Raw genomic sequence first — 23,600 nt, forward strand, 5'->3', positions numbered from 1 at the left:
CCTTTGATGTTTGCTCGCAGATTTTGATGGATCATTTCTCCGGGAAAAAATCTTTGGTTTTTGCTAATCACCAGTGACCTATTACAAAGCAGAAGGGTTCCAAAATAACTCACCAGACAATAAGATATAATCTTGAAAATTGCAGATGCTCAGCATTTCAAGTGAATTGAAGAGGCCGATGCGTCTTTATTTAGATCGATTGATTTTTGATCTGTGTTAGGATAATTATCTGCTAATTGCAATAATGCTTCTGTACCAAAACACTTTACCAAGTCTAATGTAAGTGCTGTCAAGCTAGATCCTCGAATAAAACGATGGCCATTTACTGAAACTTCTTTATTTTGTTGTTGCAGTACTGTAACAATTTCATTTGGGATACTATCAAGAGAGTTGGAATTATGATCAGTACGCTGATCAATAAAATTTTTTAAGCAGGATACTGAACTTATATCATCAAGCATATTGGTTTGCGCTATATTCTTTTCTTTTAAAAGTTGCATTGTCACAATTATGGTAGCAAGCAATAACCCATTTAACTCAATATCCAATTCTAAAGTTCTTAATGCATTTCGATTTAAAATATTGATACTGTCAATTTCAGTATCAGAGCCATAAAAAATTTGTTTTTTACCTTCAAGAATTTGCTGAAGAAGGATCTTATGAAAACTATAAAACTCATGAAATGTATTCGCTAAGTCGTTTAGAATATATTGATTTGTCAAAATTAAGGGGTTTCGTTCGAACATCATTCCCCATGTTTTAATATTAAACTCATTGAGTGTATCTGATCCATATGACCATTTATCACGATTGGCTACCCCAACAGCTACATTATAAATAGTCTCTTTTTCTTGATCTGTAAGTGCTAAAGAATGTGCGTTAATAATTCGTGTCATTATTTTATCAAATTCTTCTTTATCGCTATAATTGCTGAACGGTATTGTACAATATGTTGCCATCAGTATTGGTAGGATCAACTTTTTATCGATCCCCAACTTCAATAACTCAATCTCAGCAACCAAACAACTTACCTCTTCAACGACTTTAGTACTTATATTTTTAATAAGTGCTGCGCTTAATGGGGCCGCGATGGGGTCGATCCGATAAGTGCCAGCTTCTGGAGCAGCATAGGGTAATAACGCTTCATGGTAACGGCCTTTACGATGAATAACATCATGATAAAATGCCCCAAGAATCCCTTGTGCCACAGCTAGTTTCTCATCCTTAGGAATGAGAGAATCAAATTGATTTGTTAATCGTTCAAATTCATCTTGATTTTTTAAAAAAGGCTCAACGCGACTAATAAGTTTGCAATAAGCTTGTTCGGCTGATTTAGGAATTAACTGGCGTGGGTGCCCTAAGCCTCGATGAAAAAAACGAGCCTCATCATCATAACAGGATTTCATTCGGGTAAAACATGAAGCAGCTTCAGATTGCTTGATTTCTGGTCGTAATGTTTTTAATGCCCACACGAAAATAACTTCATCTATCCAGGAATTACCGGTTTCCGAAATAAGTTGGTCAGAAAAAATTGAAAATTTACTTATAAATTTTGTATTTAGCATAATTACCTTAAAGATCGAGTATTTATTTGTGAATAAAATGTTGTATATGACAACAATTTACTCGCAATTAATATATATTGCATTACTTGTATATTTAATAAATATTAAAATTCTCGTTTCATCTAGCCCCTGGTACTTTTTAAAAAGCTAACAGGGGCTGTTCAAACAGTCTATTCGGACTAATTATTCCCAGGACTAGCCGGGCTCATAGAAGTCTCATTTATTTCTTGCTGTTCTTTATTTTGCAGCTGTTTTGACAGTCGCTTATGGGTTATTTTATTTTCTTCTGAAATATACCCATCATCATGACTATCATAGTCCTTTTCAATTTTTTCAAATTTTTCCTTTTGATTCTTACTTAATTTATTTTTTGGCTTTGGGTTTATCTCGGCGAATAAACGTTTCATTATTGTCTCCTTCTAGATTCATTTACATGTTACTTATGAGTGCCCCTATGGCCACGTCTGTGTTCTTGATCATCTTCTAGATGAGGTTCAGGATATTTGTCTTTTTGTTTGCCACTATCTTTAAATATTGTAAATTGAGCTCCTTTTTTAATGGATGGTTTTTCTTCTTCATATCGAATTTTGAGAAAACCCATTTCTTCTAGTTTTTCATGGTACGACTCATCTACTTTATCTTTGGGTAACATATACAGTTCACCAGAACACGTTGCGGTAACATCTATATTCGCCTTGGCTAAAAACTCACTAAATAATTTTTTATCATAAATGGTGATTGATCTACTCCCTAAATCTGCAGCCATTATTCGTTTAGGGGTAACTCCTCTGGGCACATTAGTATCAAAAAGAATAATTTCTGCATTTTTACCCATAGCTGCCTGTAAGTCTTTAAAGAAATTTTTACTGACTTGTTTGTGTTTCGATAAATTATAAGACGTTGGCACAAATCGTCCATCTCCTTGGCCGCGACTAAATGCACGTTCGACGGAGATTTCAGGGGGAACTGTTACAACAGTGAGTAATAGTTTTCCTGAGTTGGCTATACCGAGATCCATGCGTTCCTTAGACATGTTAACGCCATCGATAAGAATATGTGGTCCAACACCTTGTTTTACCTTTTTCTGTAAACGACTGTAGGCTAAATCGGTTAGTAATCCTGCCTCATGATTATTTAATGTACCAGAAAATTCACTACGCTCACCTGTAATATGAGGATGGCTTATCATGAGTCTATGGGTATCGGTATTTACTTTTACTGTATTATCCCATTCTACATCTAAATGTTCTTCAGCCATGGTGGCAACTGTTGCTACTGCTGAACCTTTACCACAAGCAGGTGCACCAGCCATCATAAATGTAACGCGATCCTCAGGATCAGGTATGTCTAAACGTTCAAAGCCACATTCATCAACCGCATCAGAAATAAGCGGTTCAACTTCTTGCGCAAAAAATTCATCACACATGTTTTGATAAGCACGATCTTCAATTATTCTTTTTGCAATTTCTTCTATTGCTTGCTCAGGATCCCTTAGTATTATTTCTTTAGGATTCGTCGCATTAGGAATTAAGTTTTCTTTTCCATAGCGAGTTACAAGATCATCTTTTAATTCACTATCTGGAATTTTTTTTGTTATATAACGTGTATGATTACCAAGAATATATTCACCACTTTTATATCTTTGTTTGATGGTGTTCAGTACTTCTGCATACTGCTCTCTATATTCTCCTATTCCTTTGGAAGCACCTTCAGCTAAGATTCTAGATTCATTAGCGAATTCTTGCTGCTTCTCGTTTAGCCATTTGTTAAATTTTACACCATAGACTTCTGAACCTTTTAGATGTCGATACACATCACGTACTTTTTCCACAATATCTTCGTCAGTTTCTGTTTTTAGTTCTGTTTCAGCATAAACAATGGTGTGAAACAAATTCAGACGGGTCATGGGATAGGTGATTAATTTTTGAATATCTGGGGACCCAATAGCACTAGCCAATTCAGCTACCTCATATCCACCTCGTAAACAATGATGTAAGTTAGTAAAATTAGCATCTTCTGGAATGACATATTTATCTTCGTCCTTACTTTTTGACCCTAATGTTTCCAAATGTTGCCCTAGTGTTACCGAAGGAACTCTCCAAGCATTATCACAAGTGATTGCACGATAATCCTGCGGAAAGAAAGAAGATTTATAATGACGCAGCCAACACTCCCATTCCTTTTTCTGTCTTATTGCTAGTTCTTTTCTTTCCATAGACGAATGTTCTTTTTTGTGTGTCACAATATTCGTTGTTGGAACTACATCAAAATTAAAATAATTTCTTCGATCCATAACGGGCATTGCCTTAGGTGGAATTTCTGCTGCCATAAACACAAAATTAGCCATTAAAGCAGAAGTTTTGCCACAGCCGTCAGCAAGAAAGTGATCCGTTAAATTTATACGGTATTCACACCAGGCAGCCAGCTCAATTGCAGCTTGTTCTCTTTTTTTAGGATCTTTAATTATTTTTAAATCCTGTAATTTATGGAAAAATTCTCGAGAAAAATCATTTAGTTGAGACTCTAAATCTTTAACGCGAGTATAAACCTTGAATTTTTCACTGTCGTGAGTTCGTTTCCAATCGCCATCCACAATGCCATTACCCATAATCGTGGCAATTTGACCTAGTAAATTCTTTACATCCTCAGGTGATTTGAGTGATTTTTCATCGGCCACCTTAAATGCAAGATTCATTGCTTGGTTATAATTGGTTTCGATCATCTGGACAATTTCTGCTTTTGTTTTAGTAATCAGATTACGAACATCCAGACGAGCCATTTTTTCGTTTTCTTTTAAAATGTTAATTTCATCGCCTGTTAATTCCAGCTTTTCATAAACGTCCTTACACAGAGGAGGCACTACTTTTGGATCTAAGCCGTTTCTTTTTAATTTTATTTGGAGAGACTCTGGAATACGACTTTCCGCTGCAGATACATCTATGGTTCCTGTAATTACAGTACGACTTAACGCCCGCATATTATCAAGACCTATTCGTTTATATGCTCCAAGTTCTCGAGTTTTCTTTATCAACGGCAAAGTATCATCGGCGTTAAGTTCTGTTGCGAGTAAGGCAAAGTTAGTAAGTAATACCGCTAACTCAGTTTGTTTATCATTGACCACTAGGTCATGGCCATGAATGACTTCATGCTCAATATATTTGGCAAGCTCCAGGGCTTTTCTTATCTTATCTTCTTTTTTTTCTGTTGTATTAATGTCATATATATATATTAATAGTTGTGCAGAAAAACTAGCTACTTCTTCGGACTCCATGGATAAATTTATTTCAATATTTGATGCAATTTCTGAAATTAATTTATGCATTGTTTCAGAATCATATATGAGGCCTTGCTTTATTGACTCTGCTACTTCATCGAGTTTATCCATGGCATTGTTAAATGTTTCTTTGTCAGTTAACGTATAACTCTGTCTACTATTTTCAAGAACACTGTTCCAGCCAGCAGATTTAAATCTTTCAATTTCTTCTCGAGCACGCATTATAGTCTCTCCAGTTGGGATTTAGGCAAAATATATACACACAGTATAGCAAATACTCGCAAATTAAAAATTAACGCAACATTAAGAAGCAAATTTTATGCGATTGGTCATTAATAATGATTCATTGAGTGGAAATCAAAAATGGTTTAATGCATCGAGGAACTCTTTTTCTCATCGCCTTAGTAGCATGGAAAAGTCTTTTAAAATTCAATTATCTATATGAGGAATCAGCTCTTTACAGTGTCTCATCATTCTTTGATTTTCCGGTGGCAATGTCCAATAATCTCCATATTGTTGAATGAGAAATGTTTCGGCATTTTTAGGAATATTAAACTCTTTAGTCTCAAATGTAATACGTTGAAGGGGATAGATTTCATCTTGCTTTATTAAATTACTACCGACGCAATTATAACCACGCCCTATATAAGGGCTATTACTTGTGTTGGCTTGACAGATAATTTTTTTTAAGAAAAATTCAAGCAACGATTTAGGTAAAAAAGAAGCTATAGTCTTATAAAGGATTGGATAATGTCCTATCTTCACTCTACTGTATTTAGTACTTAACAAACGTGAAATTTTTTTTGCATAAAATTTATAACGCTTTCGTTGTTTGGGATCTACAGGCATATGGTCATAGACAAAAACATCAATAAAAATCCCTTGCACATAAGGTTCATTACCTTTTTCATGTTTTTCAATAAAACGACTGCGTCGATCTCTAATTTTTAGTGGCGTGGCCATATTAAAATAGCCAGGATCGCTGTGTATTGTTTGGAGCCACATAAAGTCAGGAATTTCTGTGGGAGCAATACGTAAAAATTTTTCGTAACTCGCGCGTGGCATGGCAATATCTACATCATCATCCCATGGGATAAAACCTTGATGGCGCACCGCTCCTAAAAGGGTACCTGCATCAAGCCAATAGTCCAAATTATGCTTACGACAAATCGAATCAATGACTTCGAGCATTACGAGCATTTTTAATTGTGCTTGTCTTAATCGACCATCATTAAATGCAGTATCTGCCGAATACGGGTTTATTTGCTGTGCTAATGTCATAAATTGTTTTCTTCATTACCAATGGCAATAGGGAATATATTATCAAAATAATTTAAAATCATTAACAGAGAGTAGTTAATAATTTTATAACTTAAGGTGCGATGAAGAGTAATCGTTGATTTATCGATGATTTAACACGAAAATGCACTAAACCAAGAACTCTGGGGTATATTGACAATTTGTTGCGCTCGCCTATTGGATGTCACGCATAGAGTGCGATATGCAGTAGGAACCAATTGTCAACAGATCTTAATGTAATTTTTTTTGAATTTTTTATTTAAAATGGGTCATTTATGTCAGATGAATTAAATAATTATTATCTGCAAACTATGGGTATCGATCTTTGGGTATTGCGTCAATCTAATTCTTGTCAAAAAGACCTATCCTCTTTAGCAAAAGAAGTGGCATCGTGTACACGATGTCCGCTACATAAAACACGTACACAAACGGTGTTTTATCGTGGCCATGAGACAGCTAAGTTGATGATTATTGGTGAAGCTCCAGGTTTTTATGAGGATCAGCAAGGTTTACCTTTTGTAGGTAAGGCAGGAGGTTTATTAAATCAAATGCTGCAAAGCATTGAGATGGCTGAGAAGGATGTTTATATTGCTAATGTTTTAAAATGCAGACCACCTAATAATCGTGACCCTCATCTGGATGAAATTGCTCAATGCAGTTCTTTTTTAGTTCGCCAAATTGAACTTATCAAACCCCATCTGATTTTAGCTTTAGGACGTTTTGCTGGTCAATTTTTACTAAATAAGCCTCTTTCCTTAAAACAACTCCGTAATACAATACATCATTATAATAATATTCCCTTTATTGTGAGTTACCATCCCGCTTATCTTTTGCGTAATCCAGCCGATAAGAAAAAAACATATATTGATCTACTGACTGTAAAAAGATTGCTTTCAGAACAATGAACTGAAGAAAACGAGCGTTATTGAGTATTCACTGATTCAATTGTTGCGTATTTTTACGTATTGATTGATATTTTGTCTAATTTTATAATGGAAGTCAATAAGGCTAAGGAGCTTTATAAAGGAGAGAGATGATGAATCAACATACACGAATTTTTATTATTGGCCTTCCAGGAGCGGGTAAAGGTTTATTTGGAAAGCTACTGGCTGAAAAACTAGGATGGCAATTTATCGATGCTGATCTGGGTATGGAATATCATGTTGGACGTTCTTTAGATGAGGTTTTAGGTAAAAAGGGGCAAGAAGATTTTTATCGATGCCAATTAGAGATATTGACAGCGCTTCAATCTAAAGAACATATTGTAGTTGCAACAGATGCAAGTATCGTTTGTTCTGAGAATATTCGTCAATTTTTATCTACAGAGTTCGTGGTATTTTTACAAGTGAGCACTACAGTACAATTGATGCGGATTTCACGTAATCCTGCACCATTATTGCCTAATACGGACCTTAAAACCTTTTTTGATAAACTTCATGCTCAGCGGGATAACTTATTTGAAAACGTAGCTACTGTAATGTTAGATACCGATGATAATGCGCTGGAGCATCATTTATTAAAGGTTTTCGAGCAGATTGCTGAATCTAAAAAGCCAGCGAATCAAACAATTAAATTAAATGAAAAAGATTTAGTGCTTTTTCATAAGTTAACACATATTCCTGTGTATTTAACAGAGCAACAAGCGGTTTGCCTTAGATTGCTCGCTCAAGGTAAAAGCTCAAAAGAAATTGCTCGTGATATCAGTATTTCTTATCGTACTGTGGAAGGTATGCTATCTAAAACAATGGAATTATTAGGTTGCACTTCAAGTAAAGAACTAATTGTTTTATATCATAACAAACCTTAAATATCACGATTTTTGGTTATAACAAGAACAAATGGTTTAAAAATATTTTTTTTTGATATAAAATTGGCTGATTTGTTTAAGCTATCAATCTCATATACCTCATTGTAAATCTATTTTTTGTTTTTAAATTAAAGGTATTTAGCAGGAGAAGTTATAATGTACAGTAAACACAGCCAGTTTTTCCAAAATCGAAAAGAGAAACTTCCTCCAGACATTCATTTCAGTAATGTAATAAAAACATCAGCAGCTATCCATGAATTGTATCGGGGCTTTGATAACCTTACCTCCGTTATTTTTAGTCTGCCTACTTTACTGACGGGTATTTTTGGTAAAGCCTATCCTGAAATGATTGCCATTGAACAGATCAAGCTGCATAAATTAACTAATTTATCCAATGATTTTCATATGGTTAGTATGTCTGAAGATTTTGAAGTTGCATTGGATTGGGGAAATAAATGTTTTATTACAATTGATCCTACGCTTTTCCGAAATTTTGCTGTAGATATTCATGAAACATATAGTAAAAATGATCTCAATCTCCCGGGCCGAATGGAACGTGAAAAAGAGCATGTCGCCTTAGCGGTTCTTTATTGCAGTATCAAAAAAATAACGATTAACAATAAGGAAATTGATAATCCTTTTTACTTAGCAATTTCTGAAAATAATCAAGAGGCAATAAAAGCTTTCAATGATATTTACGGTTCGTTTGTTTCACTTTTAAGAAATAAATACACGAAGGAACTGGATGCTAACGAAGAGAAATTAGCACTTCGAGAACATGTGGCAGCGTATCTTCAGTTTTATGATAAATACAGCGGAGCTAATAATCCTTTTAACAAAACGTACCAAGAATTGGTAGAACTTTATCCTGATTTTATGGAATATTTTTTCCAATTAAATCCCCATCAGTCTAAATCTGATTTAATAAAAGATCAGGCGCTGGCTTCTTCTGATAACCTATTTAAAGAACATTATTATACGAAATCAATTGATGCATCCTTTGTATATAGGCCTAAAGAAGCTACAACATGTTATGACGATGATTGGGCACGACCATTTTATGAGTAAGTAAATTTTGGTTATTTTTTGAATTAATTCTCTTTCAATGAATGACCATATAGGGGCTGTTAACAGCTCCTAATTTTTTCAATGATTTCATTTTAAAGCTGTGGTTTCAATGCTTGCAACTTCCATCCTGCTTGATCATCACCAAAAGACGAGCTTATTCCTAAAACTTTTATAGCATTCATTCTCGATTCAATTTGAGTGTTAGAAAATGGGTTTCATAAGAATGAGTGACTTTTTTTTCTTTAATTTCAGAACCAACAAATTTTTTTAATGGTCTAAAAAAGGAACAATGGCTCCTAGAGGCAATGAACAGGTGAACTTCATGGCCTAATTGAGAATCTTTATTCATAATATTTCCTCTATCTTCAACGGGAGTACGGCATATTTTAAGCTCAATTTTATGGGCTTTGGACTTCATCTTGTTCATACAATTCGTTTTTATCCGAAAGTTATGAAGAATAGACTTTACAAAATCTGTTGCTTGTTGATCCTTTAAAATGGTTTCTAAACTTATTTTTAACTTTTCAAGCTCTTCTGGATTAATACTAGTATTTATCAATTCCATTTTTTCATTTACAAAATGTTCCATATACTCATCGTTATCTCCGAAGCTGCATCTTTCGATTTGATTTAAAAGGCGAGTATTTTCTGTTTTAAGCTTATTGATGAGTTTTAATATTTCTTCTTTCTGTTGAATTAGAGACTCGATTCGATACAAGTGAATTTCAATTTCTTTGAGTGATGGTCGCGTTTCAGGCTCATCTTGAACTAGTTTTTCAATTAATTTTTTTAATTCTGTACCTTCATTTGTCTGAAAAATAGGATAAATGAAATCATATTGTGACGCGTCAGTGATTTCATACAATTTTTCTTCCCCACATCCTGTGACATATTGATATAGATTTTTTCCCAGCATGTGCGCATGCATTTTATCTGCTGAAATGTAGTTTTTTTGGGGTTGTATGAGAAGAGTTAATATTTCTGGAGGACTTAAATAAGAGGTTCGCAAAAGGGAATTTGCCATTTTTTTAGTAATTGTACCATCGATACATGGAATGAAGGATTTATTATCGGAAATTGCTAACTCCCCATTTTCACCAACCAGCCAATTGGTATTCTTCATATCGGGAAATACATAGCCTTCTTGACCTAGCCTAATTAAAATGCTTAGCATTTGTTGATACATATGAAGAGCCGATTTAATACGCATCTTATCGTCAGAGCCATGTTTTTTGCTATGAATAATGAGATTTCCATGTGAGTAAAAAGGAATCACTGAAAGAGTTCTTGTCTCTCGGTATCTAGATATGCTTAAGGTACCTGTTCGTGTTACTTCTTCCTGTATGAGTGTACCTTTCACGGACGAGTCCCTCATAAGATTAATAATGGGTTGTTTGGGGATGCCCATTCGATTCTCAATTTTTAGAACATAGGGAGGATTGCCGTTTTGGGGAACTAATTTGAAGTTTTTTGAATTCGCTCCCCCTAAAAAGGAAATGTCAGTATTTTTTATAAAATGATCAAACTTAGGATTTTCCAATGGAGCATATAATGTTCTTAATTTGTTAATATCAAAAAATTCTCCTCTTGCTAACATATCAATTAAACGATTAACTTTTTCTGGTTCCATATCAGCTAAAATTTTTGCAAACTCATTTTTTGTTGGGGTGGAGGTATCGAACATTCCATATAAACTGAAAATATTATATTTTGCAAATTCAGCTTTTAGTTTGGAGAACAGTTTTGTATGTATTTCAATTGAAAACTCTGGACACATACTCACAAATTTATCACTGTATTTATTTTCAATGAATTGTTTATATCGCAGGACCTGTTTCAGGGCATCAATGGATGCCTCCTCACTCCGTGCTTCATTATAAACCTGAATTAGCTGATTAATGTTTTGTATGTCTTCATTAGCATGATTAATAAAATCTACCAACGATCTATCTGAGTTGCCGATTGAGTTTAAAGGGGAGACAAAAGATAAATAATGCACCATAAATAACCGTAAAACTTAAAAGTGAATATATTTTATCTTTTTTGATGTATCTATTAACAAGTTGTTATATTCATATGACATATTAATATTTTAAATATTAATTATATTTCAAAAGGTTAATTATTATTTTGATACCTACTTATGAAATGGCATTGGGTTAAGCTTATCTGATAAAAAGAACTAAATGGCAAAATAGTTAAAATTAAGGTGATATGAGATTAAAATGTGTTTGCGCGTTTTATTAAATATAAAACGCGCCTGCATTCCTAAATACTAAAGCGAATTCCTGCCGCTCCCATATTGTAGTATTGAGAGCCTAGCTCTACTAACCATGGGCTTGTTGGGACGTGAGCAGGATAAAGAGTTGAACCAAATGTAAAATCGCTATTTGAGACATATAGCCATCGATATTCAGCAAACACATTTACATTTGGAGTTAGATCAAAATTTAAACCAGCTTTTACTTGAGCGGCAAAAGTCGCATCCTTATCCCCAGTATTTCCATTGTAATGATTGACACCAGCTTCTGGCGGAGCAACTTGTGTTGAATCTGCGCCTGAGATGGATAAAACTGCAGCACCGATTCCAGCACCAACATAGGGGTGTACTCTATTTACATTTGAGAGATCAAAGTTTGCTACGGCATTAGCAAGAAAAACAGCAGTATTCAAAGGATAGGAGACTAAAAAATCATGTTCAGGAAGACTTGCGGTTTCATTATTTATATCATGTCCAGTGAACGTGCTTTTTCCAACATAGTATCCTTCTAACTCAACAGCAGGTGTTATGCCTGATAGTGAATTGAATAAGTTTAATGATATTGAGGACCATTGATAACCAACTTGTCCCCCAACAATTCCTACTCCACGGGTATCAGTATGACCAAACCCATTGACCGCCAAAGGTCCTATTCCATCTTCGGGAAAAAAAGCGGTTCCATACTGCGCGATACTCACATTTGTAGATGCTCCACCTCCACCGAAAACACCCACATAGATTTTTCCTGGTGTGCTTAAAGCAGCCGGACCCATTGCACCAGCATGTCCTTGAGAGGTCAATCCACAGAATATCCCTAGTAGTGACATTGAGTAACTTATACCCTTACCTACTCCTTTTATTTTCATACAAGCTCCATTTGTTCATTTATTAATTAATTAGGTTTATGGAAATAATAGTTTTGATTAATCAATAGCCAGGCTACTGTTCTTTTGAATCATTGTCAATTTGAAATATTTAAAAATATAAAATAGTAAGGTTGAGTATATTTTTATTTAATAAAAGATACGGATGCGATCTAATAATTCCAATTGTATTCCCTTTTGGAAATCTGATAGTTAGGACAGGAAATACGCAGACTCATTGCTTGCATTGTTTATGGCTTAAAAAAAATACCTAGACCGAATTTTAACATTATTCGCTCAATATGTTCTATGTTTAAATAGATGGATAGATTTACTTGTGCAGGTAATGAGCGGATGTGAACAATAACCGTATTAGAAAATCCATCTATATTGATTTACTTATAGGAATGATGTTTATTCACGGAGAAAAGATATGAATCGGATTCTTTTGTTAATCATTTTTATAGGATTCTTGTTAGCATGCACTCATCATGATGAGTCAACTCATCCCGCTCACAAGGTAGCTAAAGGATTTGGGGGAGGAGCCGGAGGTGGTTACGGAGGGCAGGGTGGTGGTCCTTGATTTGAATAATATTAAGAGATTTTAAATCTTGGTATAGGCATCAGACTTGTCTAAATTGTCTTTTTTATTTTAATGCACAGTGCCTCCTTGAGACTCTAGGGTAGATGGTTTTAAGTTTTTGCCAAATGGCAATCCTTTGCTACTCAAAAAGATCTTTATTATCCCTATTTATTCCGCAAGCTATCGCTATTTTTCGCCAAGATTTCTTGCTGTAATGACACTTCGTTCGCAGTGGCATCTTCGGTTTTTAACTGTGGTTTAAAGAAACCTAATCGGGTCCGAGATTGTTCTGTAATATCTTGATTAATTAATTGATAGAGTCCAGTAAACTCATCCAGTTTTGTAGCATGACAATGATTTGAAAAATCGCTTTCATCAGGACTTAAACTTAATTTATCGTGAACCAGTTTGTGAAATGGAGAGTCTTGAGAATATTGGGGGCCATATTTATTAGAAAGATACCCCTCAAATTCTTGTACCTTTTCTTTAGGGATATTCAACGACAATAAAAGATCCTTGGTTTTAGTACTAAGTTCTTTATTATTAGTATGATAATAATCTTCAAAAGCAGTTTTTATCTGTATTTGGTTTTCTTTAGTGATTAGTGATTGGAAATGATCACGCGCAAATTCTTTTATTTCGCCTAAAAGAATATTTTCAGTTAGAGTCGTACGAGTAACCAATGCTTCCTTAAACCGTATTGTTTTCTCTATATTCTTTATTGATTGTTCCATGCGTTTTTGACGATAAATAGAGACTACATTACCCCCTGTTTTTATTGCCTCTACAACGCTTGAAGTAATGATTACCAAAAATTGTTTGAATTTTTTCAAAAAAGAGGTGCCATGATCTGCTGATCTTAATTTTTTAATGAAGTTAGCATCATTAGGAAGAGATTTAGCCGTTAAAGCACGTTTCTCTATTGGAATGTCTTTATTAATTAATATTTGGTTGACTCTTCCGATGTAATCTTTTAAATCTTTATTTTTTTCAGGAAGTTTTAAACTAAACTTATGAAGTCGGTCATATGCTTCATAAACCAGTAAATAATCAGCAATCTTATCTTTTTGAAACTGTTCAAGTGATTTAACCACCGCATCAGGACATTCTTCCACAGACAAAAATTGAGCCTTATTTTTAGCGTAATGTTCTCGAACTAATTTCTCGTACTCTTGAATTATAGGTTCTTTAATCGTTGTTTTAAAAAGATGATCTCGTAAAATAATTTCAAATTGTGTATCCAATAAAGCACTTTTTGTCTTCTCGGCATCGTTGTCTTTAAGTAATTCCGCCTGTTGTTTTAGAAAAGCGACTTTATCTTTTCTAACACTAATGTTTAATAGTATTTCGGGATTTGATGGGTCTATGCTTAATTTTTTATCTAATTCTTTTATTTCATTTTGAGTTGCATTAAGAATAATATTTATATATCGTTCTTCATCAATAAGTGCTAATTTTTTATTGAAGGGCATATCCAATTCTAAAGCGACTGATAAGAACAATTGATTCAAAGCAGCCATAGCTGGATTAATAAGGGTTCCTGGTTTTAAACATAAGAAATCTTCTTCTTGTGATAATTTGACAATTAATTCCTTATAACTATCTTCTTTTATTTGAGGAAAATCATCTTTAACCAAAACATTAATCATACTCGCGATTTCAGCGGTTTGTGCGCCAACTCGTTGAACTTGTTTTAACAAACCGAGTAAAGCTCGTCCTGTAGGGATATTCAGACCATAATAATTATCTAATATTTCCTTCATCCGAATCACTTCATTTTGCATTAACTCTTTATCGGCGAGTTCTTCTCGTGTATAAGCTCTAACAACTTCTGGTTGCTCTCCAAATACCTTTTTATATCTGGAGTTTAAATAAGCTCTTGCACGCTCTAATTCAGGAGATGCCAAATGAGCATACTTAATGCCAAGTTTTGCAGCTTTTTTACCTGCAGCCTCATTAGGATCGACATGTACTATATCTTCGGGAACTCCAGCATCACGAAATGCTTTTTGAATGTATTCTTTTCTTGGTGTATTTCTTTTTAATAAAGTGTCATGTGCATTCCACAGAACGAGTTTAAGATCAGCCCAATCCTCTTTATTGTAATCAAATGATTGAATTTTTTTACCAAAATCTACGGCGGCAGAGACTAATGGACCATAACGCTCTATAAGTTCTGGAGTCATACTTTCCATTGCGACTTTTAATTGCCGCGCATTATCAACAATCTCTAGAAGAGCCTTTACTTGTGATACAAGCGAATCGCTCTTCTTCATTTGTTCAAAGTGATGAAATGCCATTTCCAGGGAATATAATCCATTTTCGACTGCTTTAATTTGTCGTACCATAAGAGGATCATTTTCATGGATTACGTGTACTTGTTCATTAGGTGCTTTTTTTAGGTACTCTTGGAGTTGGGCAGAAAAATATTCTTTGGTAATAGCGGAGAAGTCCTCTCTTAAATCAGCAACTTTGGATGATATATTTAACTCTTGGATATAAGCAACATTACCACGCACTGAGTCAAGAGACGAAGCCGAAACTTCTTTTAATTCACCAGGACCTACAATAGGTTTTTTGCCTTCATCTTCTATAAATTGTTTTCGTAATCGAAGAATATTTATATCTTCTGATGTATCTGACTGAAGATCAAATGATTGAGATTTCACGTGTTCAAGGGCATTATTAATAACATCAATTTTTAATTCATATGATTTTCTAAATTTTTTTAAATAAGCGTCTACCAATGGCTCTAACTTTATTAAAGAATCTATTGTAATCTCAGGTTCCTTTTTCCCTAATTTCGAGGTTTCAAGTAGATTTAAAAGGACAGTAAATTCATTAGTTAAATCCAAATTAGTACTTGCCATAGTCGATTGGATATTCACAAAAGCAAGGCGTAATTGAGCCAGTTCTTCCGCAGGAATATCTGAAATTGCTTTACCCATATGTTTTTTAAGTATTCCAAAAAAATCAATCGCAGCTTGTTGTTGCGTTTCAATTTGGAACAATCCTAAAATATGTTCTGTTTGCATTGTCACTAACTCTTTCTTCCTGATTTTTCCCATATCAAAAGAAAGAGGGATTGGTTTTAATTTACTATTCTGTTTTGCTTCAATGATTTCATTTATTTTGTCATTAATTTTATTCAACTCAAGAGCAATTGGTTTTGATAAAAGACCTGGAGTCAAATAGTAACGAGCTTCAATTTTATCAAGCATTATCATTAAATTAGGATATCTATCTTGCATCCACTCTTGATAAAACTGTATTGTAGTTTCCTGTAAGTTAATTCCTTCTTTTTGAATTTTTTTTGTTAAATCGATTATTCCAACAATTGAGTTAAGTCCTTTAAATATATTACTAAAAGAAACATTTTCTTCGATTACCAGTGAGTATAATCCGTTAATATTACTGATGCTTTTATCACTAATTCTCAGTCGATCGACTGATTTCTCTACATCGGGATCCATTAAACTTGAAAGATTATTCATTAAAGTTGGCAATTCTGTCACTAATTGAATAATTGAGGATGTATGTTTTTTTTCAGTTTGAACGGAGTTAGTCCATTGGCCAACAATACTGCCAATTTTTTTAGTTACATCAAATGCATTAAATTGACTGGCCCAGCCATATTGCTTAATCAATTTGTTAGCTTCTAAAAAAACGGGCTTTATTAAATCATCATTCTCACGAACTAAATTCTGAACTTCTGATGACGTCTCCGTGATTAACGCGATTGATTTGTATACTTGTGATAAGGCAGCTACTCCTTGATGAGCCGCAGCAATCTTACCCAGTTGAGTACTCGTATCGATGCCATCCCATGTTTTTAGCGCATTTTCAGCATGATACATACTATTAATTAATTTTTTTATTGCAGCAATTTGAGGTGGATCGTTTTCTATATTAATAAAAGGTTCGCCACTGGTCTGAGGATTTAAATGTGATGTTAAAGGTGCAGATAAAGTTGTTTTGAGTCGTTGTAATAAAACCATCCGTGCTTCTGCGATTTTATTAGCATAATTCAAGATATCCTGAGACTTTTCTTTTTTAGGGCGCTCTTCTGTTTCCGTAACCACTTTTTCAGAGTCTTTAGGCGATTGTTTAGGTTCACCAATTTTCTGTGCTGTTGTTACTTTAGGCTGCTCTGATAGAGTTGGGATTTCTCCTCCTTTTTTTAATTGTTCTAGCGAAGTTAGATCAGAATCCATAGAACTCATAGCTGAAAAGGACCTGCTATAAGCTAATAGCTGTTGTAATATTGGAGCAAGTGTTTTTTGGGTATTGGGTGAGAGCGCTTCAATACTACTTTTTAATTGAGAAGCAGCAGAGCCTATCGCAATAAAATAGGTTAATCGAATCATGACACCATAACTAAGATCCAATCCTTCAAAATCTTTGAGTGCATTCTCCAGAGCAGATAAACTCATTTCAACTTTTTTAATTTGTTTCACCAAGTCAGGATCATGTTCATTAATTCGATAAGGTAATTCTGTAAAAAAGGATTGATACTCTTTTAGATGGCGGTGGATCAGGGTATCTAGACTAGTTCTTGTTTCTTTAACTGTTCCTGATAGTTTCATCTCTTGAATCGCAGTAAGTGTCCCACGTAAGTTAACTAAATTTTGGGGTTTTACTGGAACAATTTCTTGGGGAATAACCTCTGTGGGAGTGGGTTGCCTCATTAACTCATCCTTGATGAGAAAGATACGTTGAGACACTTTTTTCTCAAGAGAGGGTTGTTCTTCTTCAACCTTTTTAGAAATCAGTTTGTCGCGAGATTTTTCGGCAATCATGACCTTAAATTCTTCTGAAGCAATTTGTCTTGACATGAATTGAGCAATCGCTTTTTCTGTCCCTAATACCTTATCAACTTCAGCGCTTATAATATAATTCGCTACATATCCTACAGCCTTTTTCCACCATGCTTTTGATTTGGGCTCGTATTTTTCCGGGCCAACTTTGTTTAAAGCTGCTGCTAACTGATTTTCAAGACTCAAGTTGGTATGTGCTAAAGCCATTTGTATTTTGGGATATAGTTTTCGTAACAATACACGATCAGACTCTGGTATGACTTCAAGTGATTCCCCTTTATAGATCTGTAGAATTCGATAAAACTCCGTTGCGGCTGCTTGTTGCTTTTCAATAGCTACAAGAGATTGCACGCTTTTAACTTGGATGCTATTAAATTGTTTTTCTCTAAGAGCTCGCAATGATTCAATGGATATAACTCGTTCGTTAATGCCAAAGGTACTTGGTTCAGACAATAGTTGATTCGCTTGTTTGCTTAGATGCTCTACCTGAGAACATAACTCTGCAGATAGGATTCCTGATTTTAAGTAGTTTTGTTGTTCTAGTTGATCAGCAAATAAAATTAATGAGGGTAAATAATGATTGGCCCAAGAAATATAGTTCTTCAAAGAGTTTTTAGTAAAATTAAAGCCATCCTCTTCGATGTTTTTAAACCAACTAAATAAATCTTGTATTGCTTTGGAGTTTTCTAAGTCAGTAAGATTTAACTTATTAATAAATGGATTCTTATCTAAATCATTTAACATCGAACGAATAAGCTCTATGGCTTTCTCCCTATCCTGTTCTGCCATCTCCTTGTCTTGAAGGGAAGAAACCAACTCCACTAATTTCGATATTTTTGTAAAAGCAGATATAAGAGGGTGTTCATTGTTCCATTGATTCACATCAGGACCTAATAAATCCATGCCTTGCATAATTACTTTGGAAGCCTTATCAGTGATATCCATTTCGATAAATTCTGATACCCAACCTGATTCTTTAATAATTTTATAAGATTGGGTATATATGGGTTCAAGTAGATAATAGTTATCTGCAATTACTCTTCTTATTTCTGGAGATGCATCATCAAGCATCCCGATTGATTTATAAATTTGAATCAATGCCTGGATATAATTTTTTGCACCTAAGGCGTTTCCTAATACAGAGTTTTTATTAATACTCTCATAATGCTTAAACCCTTCTTCAGCATGATATAGACAGTTGATTACTTTTTTAATAGTGACAACTTGTGGGGGATCATCACCAAAATTAACAAAGGGAACCCCTTTTTCTTGTTCAATAAGTCTTGTGACTACAAGATCATCTAATTGATCTTTAAGCGCTTGTAATAACAACTTCCTTGCTTTATTAATTTGTTGTGATAATGGAATTTCATCTAAATTATCGCCATTAGGCATAGTTATACTCCAATAGGTATAATATATAGTATAATTTATTTGTTAGAATACACATTGAATATTAAACGAACATTAAGGGTATAATATTTTCTTTTTTAAACCTTGTGATCATTGCAAACAAAAATCATCAACAGAGCTTGTGATCTTATTTGATAAGTGAGCCATACTGTACAAGCTGTATGCAGCTTTCGAAAATTTTATATTCAGTATCTTATGAGGGTATTAATCGGTTTTTAGAATGGGTTAAGCCAAAAAAACATCAAGTCTTTTTTGGCTTAAGGCATAGTACGTGGCAATAGGAACCAATTGCCAATAAATCCTTATTTTATATAGAAGGACTCTTATCTTTTATTTTTATCCATTGTTCATCTGCTTTTTTGATGTTACCAGGGATATCTTTTGCCCAAATTTCTTGGATTTGTTGATTCAAATTAAGATAGAGTTTGTTATTCACTATTTTCCACGCAAGTGGATCACTAATCACTTTATGGCCAACAGATACTCCATAAGCACAATATCCTCCATAGGCAGGTAGATATTTTTCAGGATTTGCTGCAAAAGTTTTTTTGTTTTCTGCAGTTGCAAAGATGTAAGCAACACCCTGATAAAATGCAACATGATTGCCATTTCCTCGTACGGGACCACTTTTTTGTTGATAGGATACGAGATCATAACCTTGATTACCCACCAAACTAATTGAATTGTCCGCTGCAGATATGGAAGATTGGAGTAATAGAAAAAGTATTATAAAGAATAAAGAGTAAAGACGTGAAGGTAAGATGCTCATATTGATAGCTCCATGCTGATACATATTTTATCGCTTTAAAAATCATTATAGTCCATAGCAAGAATTAATGATTTTTTTCTGTGCGCCTCTGAGAATAGGGATGGTTCAGATAGATTTTTTTCACACCATCGGATGGCAGTGGTGAGCGTTATAGAGTCTTTACTTTTATAAAAAGCCCATTGAGCATGTTCCAGTAATAAGCTTGCAGCAAAGGCTTGTGTTAAAGAATAAGCAAGCTGACGCGCACCTGTTTGTTGTTCCTCATCGCCGATCTGGGGCGAGTGGATATAGCTTTGTAGCTTTTGTGCAACATGTTGGACCTTTACTTTAGATTGAATGAGATCTTGGAGGTTGATTTGGTGCAATCGTTTTTGTACATCTTCGAGAAATGCTACCGCTGCATTTTCTTTATGAATCGCTCGTAAAGCATCTAAGCTTAGAATATTTGTTGTACCCTCCCATATAGATAATACTTGAGCGTTTCGTAGTAGTTGTGGTAATCCTGTGTCTTCAATATACCCAGCCCCACCAAAGGATTCTAACGCTTCACTAGCTAGTGTGATTGCTTGTTTTGCTGAATAGAGTTTTACAAGAGGTGTTAATAATCTTAATACAGCTCGTTCTGCCTGTGTTGCTTCACCTAATTCATCTTTTCCTAAAAGTTCAATGGCATGAAAAACAAGATGAAAGGCTGCGGTAAATTCTATTTGCATATTGGCTAAAGTTTCTAGGTGTAGCCCATGCTTTGATAAGGTATGTCCAAATGCGACGCGTTTCGTGGCATAATCACGGGCCAGTGCAATGGCACGGCGCATATAGCCTACAGCGCAACATGCATTGTAGATCCGTGTGATATTAAATAAAGAGGAGATTTTTTTTACTCCATCACCAGCCCCCCCGATCAATAATGCGGGCGTATTTTTTAATGTGAGTTCTGCTGTAGGTAGAGCGCGTGTGCCTAATTTGTCTTTTAAACGATTAATACGTATGCCATTAAGTTTACCCATTTGATCGCGAAGTTCGAGACAAAAGAGACTTAGCCCTTTACTTCCTTCAGGGGCACCTTCAATGCGCGCAAGAGTCATAGCGATTTGCGATGTTGTTGCTGAAGTAAACCATTTGTCGCCGTTAAGAAGAAAGGAGGTACCATCAGGTGTAGCAATGGTTGAAGTACCACTGACATCCGAGCCTCCGGTACGTTCAGTCATCCATTGTCCAGAAGTCCAAAATTGAGTTGGGTCAGAAGTAATAAGATGTGGAAGTATGCGCTGTTTTAATGATTCATCGGCGTAAAGTTCCAATGCACGAGCGGCGCCATCAGTCATTGCAAGAGGGCATGTATAAATGGCTGAAGAGGGGTGAAATAGATATAATTTTGCAAATTGATGAATGCGAGAGAAGGCACCGTGCCGACGCTCATAGCCAATAGCAATTAATTTTTCTTCAGCTGAAATTTTGTCGAGCTCTTGCCACGCTCGGGATACTTCAATATGGTCAATACGTCTACCCCATGGATCATAGGGAATGTGTTTTGGTGGATATGCTTCTGCTTCTTGGCCCAATTGATAGATATCTTCAATGACCCGTTGGCCTAAATGATGCAATTCAGGTTGAATCTCAGTAAGCATAGATGATGGAAGTTTCCATTCAAGATAAGCTTTTAGTATTCGATCCTCATCGTATTGGTTGCCAAGACAAGGCGGAGTTTGAAAAAAATCACTCATGGATTACTTCCTTATGATTTTTAATATGTTCTATCTTAGCTGGATTAGAAATGGGGGGCAACTGAGAAAATTTCACTTATTTTCAATGATAAAGAAAATGATTGATGGGATGAGGTTGTCAATTAAGGAATGCTTTTTTTAATTTTTAGCTGAGATAAATTTTTTAGTAACTTTCTATCAATAACACTTTTTTTTGACATCAAAATCAATATATTGGAAACTTTGCTTAGAATGAGTAGTCAAGTTACACTATGGACTTTCAAATAAGGTTTTTTTAGGATGAAGCAAAGATCGCATAACCTTTTAACTTGGGTACCCCATCTTTTTTTGTTTTATAAAGAAAAAGTATTTCGAAAATTACTGCCGATTTCAATCGTTATTATTCTCTATGCTGTATTCATTGCCTATTTTTTTGAAAGTGCAACTCGCTATAATTTAGGTCAGTTTCATCTTATTTTTAGCTTTATTCTAACTATTATTATTAGTTTTAGAGTCAATACCAGTTATGCACGTTGGTGGGAAGGGCGAATTTTATGGGGATCTATTGTAAATAATTGCCGTAATTTGGGTTTAAAGTTTGATGTATTCGTGGGGTTGAATCAATATCCTGATTTTTATTTATTACTCCAGAAGCTTCCTATGGTTATTAAAGCGCATTTACGGAAAGAAAGTAGTGGAATTCAAACAGAATTACTTTCTTTATGTATTCATGAGACTGAAGGCAAACACCCTGTTCTTTTGATCACAAAACGCATGTATCGTATTCTTAATGAGTTGCGTCAAGAAGGAAAGCTGCATTTGGAGCAATATCTGGCTTTAGATGTTCATCTTGCGAACCTTATGGATATGGTAGGGGGGTGTGAGCGTATTGCGAATACTCATGTGCCTCCTGCTTTTGCTTTTTTTGTAAAACAAGCGTTACTTTTTTATGCGCTTATGTTTCCTTTTGGTTGGATTGATACTTTTGGCTTTTTTATTATTCCAATGATGGTTATGATTGTTTACATTTTATTGGGTCTAGAAATCTTATCTGAAGAATTAGAAGATCCTTTTGGCAAAGATGATAATGATTTACCGCTTAATGCCATTGCTAAAAATATTGTGCGGAATGTAGAGCAAATTGCTGAAATCGATGCGCATTGAGTACTTGTGCTCTGTATTAAGTATAGGTTAGGGTAAGTTATTGAATTTTTGCTTGAAAAGCAAAGATACATGGGGTAATTTTTATGGAAATAATTGTTCCTAAATAAATACCCAACTTAATACCTGAAGATTTTCCCTGAAGCTATTATATTTATCAGCAGGAGCAGGCTTCATCTATTATCTGGGAGATATCAGCACATCCATCATTGAGATAAGGAGGGTTAAATGATAAGTAACAACGCGTTAGAGCATGAACATTGCCATATACATCCTAATAAATGCATCTCTTGGACCGCTATTTTTGTTGGTGCATTAATAGCCCTTGGGCTTGGTCTGTTGTTCGGTCTTTTAGGTGCGGTTATAGGGTTAAATTCTTTGAAGACTGTAAATAGCGGTTCCATTGTATTCTCTCTTGGTGGAATGCTAGGGATAATCGTCTGTGTTATTGTTGCTACAGCTATAAGTGGTTACATAACAGGTTATCTAGGCCGCTTGTATTGTTCCAAACATCATCATTTAGGTATTGTTTATGGCTTTATTACATGGGTTTCTTCTTTGATCTTAGGCGCTATATTACTAGGGATTTTGAGTCAAAACGTAGTAGCTTACTCAAATATTGCTCGTACTGTGGTTGCAATTCCAGTGCCAATTACACAAATTACGACTCCGGTTGGCTCGACTAAGATTTCTTCTTCAACAGAAAATGGTGAAAAAGTTACTGTTGTGGAGGTCAATGTGACTCCTGCCGATCTTGCTTCTGGTGCTTTTCTAGCCTTCTTGTTATTTTTTCTTGGGGCATTGTTTAGTTGTCTTGGTGCTCATTGGGGAATGCGTTGCAATAGAAATAAGGATAAATAAACTATTATGCCTACGTAAGAACGATGTAGGCATAATATACTGCAGCTTAGCGTTGGTTAAATACCTTGGTTTGTAATAGGTCACTGGTGATTAGCAAAAACCAAAGATTTTTTCCCGGAGAAATGATCCATCAAAATCTGCGAGCAAACATCAAAGG

At 34.8% G+C, this 23,600-nt stretch carries 15 protein-coding genes; 6 read left to right on the plus strand and 9 right to left on the minus strand.

All coding sequences use genetic code 11. The features are described from left to right. Window positions 1–149: 149 nt before the first annotated feature. From Lsan_RS09550 to Lsan_RS09565, 4 genes are all read right to left on the minus strand, one after another. Window positions 150–1,565, minus strand: coding sequence for a hypothetical protein (locus tag Lsan_RS09550; protein ID WP_058514176.1), 1,416 nt, complete (start codon window positions 1,563–1,565; stop codon window positions 150–152). A gap of 179 nt (window positions 1,566–1,744) precedes the next feature. After that, window positions 1,745–1,972 carry a hypothetical protein gene (locus Lsan_RS09555; RefSeq protein WP_058514177.1) on the minus strand — a complete coding sequence of 76 codons (228 nt, stop codon included), beginning with the start codon at window positions 1,970–1,972 and terminating at the stop codon, window positions 1,745–1,747. A gap of 29 nt (window positions 1,973–2,001) precedes the next feature. Next, on the minus strand, window positions 2,002–5,061 hold the full coding sequence (locus Lsan_RS09560; protein ID WP_058514178.1) for a zeta toxin family protein: 3,060 nt from the start codon (window positions 5,059–5,061) through the stop codon (window positions 2,002–2,004). 207 nt (window positions 5,062–5,268) lie between these two features. Then, a complete protein-coding gene (locus tag Lsan_RS09565; protein ID WP_058514179.1) occupies window positions 5,269–6,120 on the minus strand; it encodes a LicD family protein in 852 nt (283 codons plus the stop codon). 293 nt (window positions 6,121–6,413) lie between these two features. On the opposite strand from Lsan_RS09565, the gene Lsan_RS09570 reads away from it, so the two are divergent. The 3 genes from Lsan_RS09570 to lart1 all read left to right on the plus strand — a co-directional run bounded on the left by Lsan_RS09570 (window position 6,414) and on the right by lart1 (window position 9,013). Next, window positions 6,414–7,043: a uracil-DNA glycosylase gene (locus Lsan_RS09570; protein WP_058514180.1), complete on the plus strand. Its 630-nt coding sequence runs from the start codon at window positions 6,414–6,416 to the stop codon at window positions 7,041–7,043. A 131-nt stretch (window positions 7,044–7,174) separates the two neighbouring features. Continuing rightward, window positions 7,175–7,945, plus strand: coding sequence for a shikimate kinase (locus Lsan_RS09575; protein ID WP_058514181.1), 771 nt, complete (start codon window positions 7,175–7,177; stop codon window positions 7,943–7,945). A gap of 156 nt (window positions 7,946–8,101) precedes the next feature. Then, window positions 8,102–9,013, plus strand: coding sequence for an NAD(+)--arginine ADP-ribosyltransferase Lart1 (lart1, locus tag Lsan_RS09580; protein WP_058514182.1), 912 nt, complete (start codon window positions 8,102–8,104; stop codon window positions 9,011–9,013). Between the two features lie 178 nt (window positions 9,014–9,191). Here the strand turns inward: lart1 and Lsan_RS09585 are convergent, their stop codons facing one another. Further along, window positions 9,192–11,015, minus strand: coding sequence for a protein kinase family protein (locus Lsan_RS09585; RefSeq protein WP_237762089.1), 1,824 nt, complete (start codon window positions 11,013–11,015; stop codon window positions 9,192–9,194). Window positions 11,016–11,281: 266 nt separating this feature from the next. Further along, a complete protein-coding gene (locus Lsan_RS09590) occupies window positions 11,282–12,139 on the minus strand; it encodes an outer membrane protein (protein ID WP_237762090.1) in 858 nt (285 codons plus the stop codon). Window positions 12,140–12,569: 430 nt separating this feature from the next. On the opposite strand from Lsan_RS09590, the gene Lsan_RS22065 reads away from it, so the two are divergent. Beyond that, entirely contained in the window at window positions 12,570–12,719 is a 150-nt protein-coding gene (locus Lsan_RS22065) for a hypothetical protein (RefSeq protein WP_157068294.1), read from the plus strand. Window positions 12,720–12,883: 164 nt separating this feature from the next. Here the strand turns inward: Lsan_RS22065 and Lsan_RS09595 are convergent, their stop codons facing one another. The 3 genes from Lsan_RS09595 to Lsan_RS09605 all read right to left on the minus strand — a co-directional run bounded on the left by Lsan_RS09595 (window position 12,884) and on the right by Lsan_RS09605 (window position 21,442). Next, complete coding sequence (locus Lsan_RS09595) at window positions 12,884–18,931, minus strand: hypothetical protein (protein WP_058514183.1); 6,048 nt, start codon at window positions 18,929–18,931, stop codon at window positions 12,884–12,886. Between the two features lie 325 nt (window positions 18,932–19,256). Beyond that, entirely contained in the window at window positions 19,257–19,718 is a 462-nt protein-coding gene (locus Lsan_RS09600) for a YHS domain-containing (seleno)protein (protein WP_237762091.1), read from the minus strand. 35 nt (window positions 19,719–19,753) lie between these two features. Continuing rightward, window positions 19,754–21,442: an acyl-CoA dehydrogenase family protein gene (locus tag Lsan_RS09605; protein ID WP_058514184.1), complete on the minus strand. Its 1,689-nt coding sequence runs from the start codon at window positions 21,440–21,442 to the stop codon at window positions 19,754–19,756. A gap of 279 nt (window positions 21,443–21,721) precedes the next feature. Here Lsan_RS09605 and Lsan_RS09610 point away from each other — a divergent pair, with 279 nt between their 5' ends. Both Lsan_RS09610 and Lsan_RS09615 read left to right on the plus strand, forming a co-directional pair. Beyond that, window positions 21,722–22,585, plus strand: coding sequence for a bestrophin family protein (locus tag Lsan_RS09610; protein ID WP_058514185.1), 864 nt, complete (start codon window positions 21,722–21,724; stop codon window positions 22,583–22,585). Window positions 22,586–22,810: 225 nt separating this feature from the next. Next, complete coding sequence (locus Lsan_RS09615; protein WP_058514186.1) at window positions 22,811–23,443, plus strand: hypothetical protein; 633 nt, start codon at window positions 22,811–22,813, stop codon at window positions 23,441–23,443. Window positions 23,444–23,600 lie beyond the last annotated feature (157 nt).

The sequence above is a fragment of the Legionella santicrucis genome (genome assembly GCF_001468135.1).
GTDB classification, from domain to species: Bacteria; Pseudomonadota; Gammaproteobacteria; order Legionellales; family Legionellaceae; genus Legionella; species Legionella santicrucis.

Coding starts and splice junctions, on each gene's coding strand:
- Lsan_RS09550 (WP_058514176.1), bottom strand. CDS start 1,565: ATGCTAAATACAAAATTTATAAGTAAATTTTCAATTTTTTCTGACCAA.
- Lsan_RS09555 (WP_058514177.1), bottom strand. CDS start 1,972: ATGAAACGTTTATTCGCCGAGATAAACCCAAAGCCAAAAAATAAATTA.
- Lsan_RS09560 (WP_058514178.1), bottom strand. CDS start 5,061: ATGCGTGCTCGAGAAGAAATTGAAAGATTTAAATCTGCTGGCTGGAAC.
- Lsan_RS09565 (WP_058514179.1), bottom strand. CDS start 6,120: ATGACATTAGCACAGCAAATAAACCCGTATTCGGCAGATACTGCATTT.
- Lsan_RS09570 (WP_058514180.1), top strand. CDS start 6,414: ATGTCAGATGAATTAAATAATTATTATCTGCAAACTATGGGTATCGAT.
- Lsan_RS09575 (WP_058514181.1), top strand. CDS start 7,175: ATGAATCAACATACACGAATTTTTATTATTGGCCTTCCAGGAGCGGGT.
- lart1 (WP_058514182.1), top strand. CDS start 8,102: ATGTACAGTAAACACAGCCAGTTTTTCCAAAATCGAAAAGAGAAACTT.
- Lsan_RS09585 (WP_237762089.1), bottom strand. CDS start 11,015: ATGGTGCATTATTTATCTTTTGTCTCCCCTTTAAACTCAATCGGCAAC.
- Lsan_RS09590 (WP_237762090.1), bottom strand. CDS start 12,139: ATGAAAATAAAAGGAGTAGGTAAGGGTATAAGTTACTCAATGTCACTA.
- Lsan_RS22065 (WP_157068294.1), top strand. CDS start 12,570: ATGAATCGGATTCTTTTGTTAATCATTTTTATAGGATTCTTGTTAGCA.
- Lsan_RS09595 (WP_058514183.1), bottom strand. CDS start 18,931: ATGCCTAATGGCGATAATTTAGATGAAATTCCATTATCACAACAAATT.
- Lsan_RS09600 (WP_237762091.1), bottom strand. CDS start 19,718: ATGAGCATCTTACCTTCACGTCTTTACTCTTTATTCTTTATAATACTT.
- Lsan_RS09605 (WP_058514184.1), bottom strand. CDS start 21,442: ATGAGTGATTTTTTTCAAACTCCGCCTTGTCTTGGCAACCAATACGAT.
- Lsan_RS09610 (WP_058514185.1), top strand. CDS start 21,722: ATGAAGCAAAGATCGCATAACCTTTTAACTTGGGTACCCCATCTTTTT.
- Lsan_RS09615 (WP_058514186.1), top strand. CDS start 22,811: ATGATAAGTAACAACGCGTTAGAGCATGAACATTGCCATATACATCCT.